This window comes from Hydrogenophaga flava NBRC 102514 (assembly GCF_001571145.1).
In the GTDB taxonomy this organism is placed as follows: Bacteria; Pseudomonadota; Gammaproteobacteria; order Burkholderiales; family Burkholderiaceae_C; genus Hydrogenophaga; species Hydrogenophaga flava.
Genome location: NZ_BCTF01000032.1, coordinates 47,968 through 54,496, shown reverse-complemented (window position 1 = coordinate 54,496; position 6,529 = coordinate 47,968). Strand labels below are relative to the sequence as shown.

At 67.6% G+C, this 6,529-nt stretch carries 8 protein-coding genes; 3 read left to right on the top strand and 5 right to left on the bottom strand.

Annotation, left to right across the window (positions count from 1 at the left end):
* Positions 1-19 precede the first annotated feature (19 nt).
* The 3 genes from HFL01S_RS21965 to HFL01S_RS21955 all read left to right on the top strand — a co-directional run bounded on the left by HFL01S_RS21965 (position 20) and on the right by HFL01S_RS21955 (position 2,753).
* The gene (locus tag HFL01S_RS21965; protein WP_084383560.1) at positions 20-907 is read left to right on the top strand and encodes a YadA-like family protein; all 888 of its coding nucleotides are present in this window, start codon (positions 20-22) and stop codon (positions 905-907) included.
* 357 nt (positions 908-1,264) lie between these two features.
* Positions 1,265-1,843, top strand: a complete 579-nt coding sequence (locus HFL01S_RS21960) for a tetratricopeptide repeat protein (RefSeq protein ID WP_066262776.1) — start codon at positions 1,265-1,267, stop codon at positions 1,841-1,843.
* A gap of 67 nt (positions 1,844-1,910) precedes the next feature.
* A complete protein-coding gene (locus HFL01S_RS21955; protein ID WP_066262773.1) occupies positions 1,911-2,753 on the top strand; it encodes a hypothetical protein in 843 nt (280 codons plus the stop codon).
* Between the two features lie 101 nt (positions 2,754-2,854).
* Here the strand turns inward: HFL01S_RS21955 and HFL01S_RS21950 are convergent, their stop codons facing one another.
* The 5 genes from HFL01S_RS21950 to HFL01S_RS21930 all read right to left on the bottom strand — a co-directional run bounded on the left by HFL01S_RS21950 (position 2,855) and on the right by HFL01S_RS21930 (position 6,312).
* The gene (locus tag HFL01S_RS21950) at positions 2,855-3,778 is read right to left on the bottom strand and encodes a ParB/RepB/Spo0J family partition protein (RefSeq protein ID WP_066262768.1); all 924 of its coding nucleotides are present in this window, start codon (positions 3,776-3,778) and stop codon (positions 2,855-2,857) included.
* Positions 3,779-3,825: 47 nt separating this feature from the next.
* Positions 3,826-4,263, bottom strand: a complete 438-nt coding sequence (locus HFL01S_RS21945; protein WP_066262762.1) for a hypothetical protein — start codon at positions 4,261-4,263, stop codon at positions 3,826-3,828.
* A 64-nt stretch (positions 4,264-4,327) separates the two neighbouring features.
* The gene (locus HFL01S_RS21940; RefSeq protein WP_066262760.1) at positions 4,328-4,879 is read right to left on the bottom strand and encodes an RBBP9/YdeN family alpha/beta hydrolase; all 552 of its coding nucleotides are present in this window, start codon (positions 4,877-4,879) and stop codon (positions 4,328-4,330) included.
* A gap of 29 nt (positions 4,880-4,908) precedes the next feature.
* Entirely contained in the window at positions 4,909-5,679 is a 771-nt protein-coding gene (locus tag HFL01S_RS21935; RefSeq protein ID WP_066262756.1) for a ParA family protein, read from the bottom strand.
* Positions 5,680-5,697: 18 nt separating this feature from the next.
* Positions 5,698-6,312 (bottom strand): LysE family translocator, encoded by a 615-nt coding sequence (locus HFL01S_RS21930; protein WP_066262753.1) that lies wholly within the window; start codon positions 6,310-6,312, stop codon positions 5,698-5,700.
* Between the last annotated feature and the right edge of the window lie 217 nt (positions 6,313-6,529).

Sequence of the window (6,529 nt, the reverse complement as noted above, 5' to 3'; positions counted from 1 at the left end):
TACCTACACCGACACCCGGATGAGCGCTGCGTTGGGAGGCGCATCAGTGGCCATCGGCGCGGGAGCGTCCGGATCACCCTCCGGCGCGATTGCCATCGGCAGCGGATCGACGGTCCAGTCATCCAATGGCATCGCCCTGGGCACCGACGCCCGAGCCATCCAGTCCAACTCCATTGCGATCGGCGCCGGTGCAGTGGCCCGCTCGTCGGTGGCAATCGGTGTCGGGGCACAGGCTACCGGCACCAACACCACGGCGCTCGGTGACAACGCCAGCGCCACCGGTGACCTCAGCGTGGCCGTGGGCAACAACGCCCAGGCCAGCCACCGGAACGCGGTCGCGCTGGGCAACGGCTCGGTCACCAGCGCGGACAACACGGTGTCGGTAGGCTCCGCCGGCAACGAGCGGCGCATCACCCATGTGGCCGATGGGGTTGCCGACAGTGATGCGGCCACCGTTCGCCAGGTGCGCAACATCAACGCCCAGAACCTGCAGGAAGCCAGAGACTACGCCGACGCCGGGGACGCCCGCACCTTGCGCCAGGCCAAGAGCTATGCCGACCAGGGCGACGCGGCTACGCTGGAGCGGGCAACCGCCTACGCCGAAGCGTATGCCGACCGGGGCGATGCGCGCACCCTGGAATCCGCGATGCAGCACACCAGCCAAGAGGTCGGGGCGCTGCGCAAGGAGGCGTTTGCGGGCATCGCACAGGCTGCCGCACTGATACCGCTTGTACCCGGCGGCGACGGGGAAACCACCGTCAACGTGGGCGTCGCTTCCTATGGCGGACAGACGGCCGTGGGTATGGCATTCGCTCACCAGAAAGGCCGGGTCATGTTCAACGGCGGCGTGGGGCTGGGCTCAGGCAAGCGGCACCTGGTGCGCATGGGCGCGGGCTGGCGCTTCTGACCAAGCGCCTGACGGTTGGAACTAAAAAACGCAACACTTCCATCCAGTCAATCACATCAGGCAACCGAAGGTGCTGCTGGAATAGGCGCAGCACCGCACCCACGCTGGAAGGCGACCTGCTGGCAGCACTGGGTGAGGTGATTCACATCGGCACCCGCGCCAAGAAGTCGTCCGCCGGCGACGACCTCGCGCGCCTGAGGGTGGACAGCGAAGGCGCGCTGGGCATGCCAACTCTGGGCCCGGCACCTCCTCCGCGCAGGGGAACCGGCGGTCCGCCACCCGAGGGTCGGACCGCTGTGCAGCGAGAAAATCGCGCTGTACACTTTTTTCTTCTGTCACACCCCTGCAGGTGGTCCCATGAAACAACTCTGCCTTTCCCTGTTGCTGGTGTCCTCGGCGGCCTTCGCCCAGGACACCATCCGCATCTGCGACGCCAGCGGCTGCTCCGACCGGCCGCGCAACACCGCGACCTTTGAAGCCGAACTGGCCGCCCAGCCCGACCCGGCCCAGGACCCGAGGCGCCTGGCGCTGGAGGCCATGGCCGAGAAGGACCCGCGCGCCGCATACGACCTGGGCCTGCGCTTCTTCCGCGGCGACGGCGTGAAGAAGGACACCTACCTGGCCATCAAGTGGATGCGCGATGCCGGCGAGCGCGGCGACTTCAAGGCCGCCCAGGCGCTGGGCCGCTTCTACCTGTACGGCGTGGAAGAAATGGGCTCCGACCCGGGCGAGGCCGAGCGCTGGCTGATGATGGCCGCCGACAAGGGCGACAAGGAAGCCAAGAAACTGCTCACCCAGGCACGCAAGGCCCGGGAGCAGGCGCAGTCGGACTACCAGTGGCGCGAAATGGTTCGCAAGAACGGCTGGCTGGTCGGCTGGTACAGCGGCTACACCTACCGCACCTACTGGCGCGACGGCCGCTGGTACTACTATTGACCCCCCCGGCGGGCCGACTCCTCCGAAGCGGCCGGCCATGTTTTTCTCTGACACCAGGAAGGTATCCATGAAACTGAACACCACCCCCTCCCGCGTTGCGATCGCCCTGGCCCTGGGCCTGACGCTCACCGCCTGCGGCGGCGCGGGCGGCGGCCGCGTGACCACCGGCTCCAGCCCGACCGCCACCACCGGCGCTGCCGCCGGCGGCACCAGCGTCGGCGCCAACAGCTCGCTGGAGCGCTGCGCCTCCCCGCTGGGCACGCTGGCGGTGGACGATGGCCGCGGCAAAGAATGGTGGGGCAGCTTCGGCGCCGCCACCCAGGTCACCACCATCGAACCGCTGATCCGCCTGGCCGTGGCGCAGTCCAACTGCTTCGTGATCACCTCGATCGGCAACAACAAGACCGAGAGCAAGATCTCCGCCATCACCGACAAGCAGCGCAACTCGGGCGAGTTCCGCGCCGGTTCGCAGCAGCAGAAGGGCCAGCGCGTCGCGGCCGACTACTACCTGGAGCCCGCCATCATCATCGACAACGAGTCGACCGGTCAGGTGGTCGGCGCGCTGGGTGGCCTGCTGGGCGGCCGCAACCGCAACCTGGCCGCCATCGCCGGTGGTCTGGAAAGCAAGGCCTCGGTCGTGACGCTGACCATGTTCGACATCCGCTCGGGCGTGCAGATCGCGATCTCCGAAGGCAACGCCACCGCCACCAACTACGGCGCGGCCCTGAGCGTGTTCGGCCCCAGCGCCGCCGGTTCCCTGGGCGGCTTCTCGCGCTCGCCGGCCGGCAAGGCCACGGTGGCCGCATTCACCGACTCCTACAACCAGATGGTCATCGCCCTGCGCAACTACAAGGCGCAGGAAGTCAAGGGTGGTCTGGGCAAGGGCGGTCAGCTGAAAGTCGGGAATTAAGCTCCCCCCTGCGCCGCTGCGCAGCGTTCTTGACGCTGGCGCCACGCCAGGAAAAAGGCCTCCACTTGGAGGCCTTTTTCTTTGGTGTTTTTGCCTGCGGCTCAGCGCTCGTTGCGCAATTTATCAATGAGGCCGTTGAGCTCATCGAGCGAGCCGAACTGGATCGCCAGTTCGCCCACCTCCTCGACACGGCCGTGGCGCTTGACGCGCTTCTTGATGCGCACCTCGACCTCTGCGGTCAGCAGGTCCGACAGCTCTTCCTCAACGCGGCGGATGTCGCGCGACTTTTCCTTCTTGGGCTGCTGCGGCACCAGGTTGAACTCGGCGCCGATCTTCTTGACCAGGTTCTCGGCCTCGCGCACCGACAGCTTCTTCGCCGCGATCTGGTTGCCCGCCGTGATCTGCGCCGCCTTCTCCAGCGACAGCAGTGCGCGCGCATGGCCCATGTCGATGTCGCCCGCCATGAGCATGGTCTGCACCGGTTCGGCCAGCTGCAGCAGGCGCAGCAGGTTGGACGCCGCCGAGCGCGAGCGGCCAACGGCCTGCGCCGCCTGCTCGTGCGTCAGACCGAATTCCTTCACCAGCCGCTGCAGGCCCTGCGCCTCTTCCAGCGGGTTCAGATCCTCGCGCTGGATGTTCTCGATCAGCGCCATCGCGGCCGCGGCCTCGTTGGGCACGTCGCGCACCAGCACCGGCACCTCGGCCAGACCCGCCAGCTTCGAGGCCCGGAAGCGCCGTTCGCCCGCGATGATTTCGTACTTGCCGGCGTTGGGCCCGTCGGCCAGCTGGCGCACCAGGATGGGCTGCATGATGCCCTGCGCCTTGATCGACTCGGCCAGCTCGTAGAGCGCGCCCTCGTCCATGCGCGTGCGCGGCTGGTAGACACCGGCGACCATCTGGTCCAGCGGCAGGCGGCTGGGGCTGCCGTCGGCCGCAGGTGCGGCCGCGGCGGGCGAGTCGGCGACCTTGGGTCCGAGCAGTGCTTCGAGTCCGCGGCCGAGGCCTTTAGGTTTTTTGGTGACCATGGTCTGGTTCCTTCTTTCTGTTTGTTCTTGAAAAAACGTTCGGTGGTTCAGCAGCGCGTGGCCGCCCTGCTGGTCAGGCGCTCGCCCAGCCAGCCTCGCTGCAACCAGAACAGCACCACGAATCCCGCCAGGACCCACCACCAGTGGGCGGTGTCAAAACCCGCCTGGTCTGCGCGCACCGGCAGCCGCGTGGCCTCTACCAACACCGCGACCTCGACTGCAGACAACAGCCCAACCAACGGCGTCAGCCACACCGGCGCGGGCGGCGGGACCACAACCGTTTCGTGGCGGGTCTCGCGCAGCCTCTGCCGCAAGCGCACAAACCGAAGACAACAACCCAACCCGAACAGGGCGACCAGCGCGGCCAGGTACAGCTTGCCGGTCAGGGCGGCGAGCGGCACACCCAGCACCGACGCCAGGGCGCCCGCAGCCTCGACCATCAAGAGCACACGCCCCTGGACAGCCACCTCGTGCGCGCCAGCCACCCTGTGTCCCGCCTTGCTTCAGCCACCGGAGACGCCGTACTGTCCTTCGGACTGCGCAGCAGCCTCATTGAGGTCCCTGCAACGGCGCGAGCGCGCGAAGCATGGCCACGCCCTCCGGCCAATCGCCCAGCCCCGATTCGGCGTTGATGTGGCCGCGCTCGCCGTAGTCGACAAAGCGCGCACCCCAGCTCGCGGCCAGGCTCTGCGCCTTGTCGAAACTGCAGTACGGGTCGTTGCGGCTGCCGACCAGGGTGCCCGGGAACGGCAGGCGCTGGCGCACGATGGGCGCCCAGCTCGGCAGCAGGCCCCGCAGCTCGTCGCGCTCCGGGTCGCCGGGCGCCACAAGCAGCGCGCCCTGCACCCGGCCGGTGCTGCGCGAGACCTCGGCCCAGGCGGCGGTCAGGATGCAGCCCAGGCTGTGCGCGACCAGCACCACCGGACCGTCAATGCCCAGGATCACGTCTTCCAGCCGGGCGATCCAGTCGCCGCGCCTGGGCTTCATCCAGTCGTGCTGGTCCACGCGGCGAAAACCGTGCAATGCTTCCCAGCGGCTCTGCCAGTGCTCGGGGCCGCTGTTCTGCCAGCCCGGCAGGATCAGGACGTTTTCAGGTTTCATGCGGTATTCAGAGGAAGCCAGCGCTCACATCACATCTTCTGGATGCGGTCCACCATCTCCGTGGCAAAGACCACGAAGGCCTGGCTGCCACGGGCCGACGGGTCGAACACCACCCCAGGCAGGCCGTAGCTGGGTGCCTCGGCCAGGCGCACGTTGCGCGGGATGACGGTGTCGAACACCTTGTCGCCGAAGTGGGCCTTGAGCTGGTCGCTCACCTGCTGCTGCAGCGTGATGCGCGGGTCGTACATGACGCGCAGCAGGCCGATGATCTGCAGGTCGGGGTTGAGGTTGGCGTGCACCTGCTTGATGGTGTTGACCAGGTCGGTCAGGCCTTCGAGCGCGAAGTACTCGCACTGCATGGGCACGATGACGCCGTGCGCCGAGCACAGGCCGTTGAGCGTGAGCATGGACAGCGACGGCGGGCAGTCGATGAGCACGAAGTCGTAGTCGGCATCCACCGCGGCCAGCGCGGCCTTCAGGCGCTGGTCGCGGCGCTCCAGTTCGACCAGTTCGACCTCGGCACCAGCCAGTTCGCGGTTGGCGCCCAGCACGTGGTAGCCGCATTTTTCGGAGTGGATGGCAGCCTCGGCCACCGAAGCCGACTCCAGCAGCACGTCGTAGACCGACAGCTCCATGCTGCGCTTGTCCACGCCCGACCCCATGGTGGCGTTGCCCTGCGGGTCCAGGTCGACCATCAGCACGCGCTGCCCCACCTTGGCCAGACCAGCCGCAAGGTTGACGGTGGTGGTGGTCTTGCCGACGCCGCCCTTCTGGTTGGCGACACAGAAAATCTTGGCCATGTGGTCGAACCCGGTCGCTTATTTGGAGATGGCCAGCTTGACGCCGAAGCCGATGAGGAAGACGCCGGCGAGCTTGTTCAGCGTCTGGGTGATGCGCGGGTTGGCGCGCATGCGTTCGGCCAGGAAGTGGGTCAGCAGCACGACCGTCAGACCGTAGAGGAAGGTCAGGAAGGCGATGGTCGCGGCCATGGCGCCAAAGGTGATCAGGCCCTGGTGGCGCGTCGGGTCGACGAAGAGCGGGAAGAAGGCCATGTAGAAGACGATGGCCTTGGGATTGAGCAGGGTGATGGTGACGGCCTGCCGGAAGAACTGGCTGGGGCGGATGTTGAGCACGGGCGCGTCGCCGGGTTTGGCGGTGAGCATTTTCCAGCCCAGCCAGGCGAGGTAGGCGGCGCCGGCCCATTGCACGAAGCTGAAAGCGGTCGGGTAGGCGGCGAGCAGCGCGGCCACGCCGGCCACGGCCAGCCACATCAGGACCTGGTCGCCGGCGATGACGCCGAAAGTGGCCGCCATGCCGCCGCGGATACCGCCTTTGCCTGTGGAGGTGATGAGGGCGAGGTTGCCCGGGCCGGGGATGGCGAGGAACAGGACGATGGCGGCGACGAAGGCGCCGTAGTCAGCGATGCCGAACATGGGGGGCTTTCTCTGGGGGTGGAGCGGTCGAGTTTACGTGAGGGGCTTGTGTTTCCATTCCGCGTTTCTCTCCAACGTTGCTTCAGAGGGGGCTGCGTCGTGTGGCTGGGCTCTGGTCTCGCTCGCGGGCGGCTGGGTCTGTGCGCCCGCGTTACTTCGTCAACTCCGCGCTGGTCCACCCGCTCTGTGGCAACCGCGAATCGTCCCGCCGCCCATC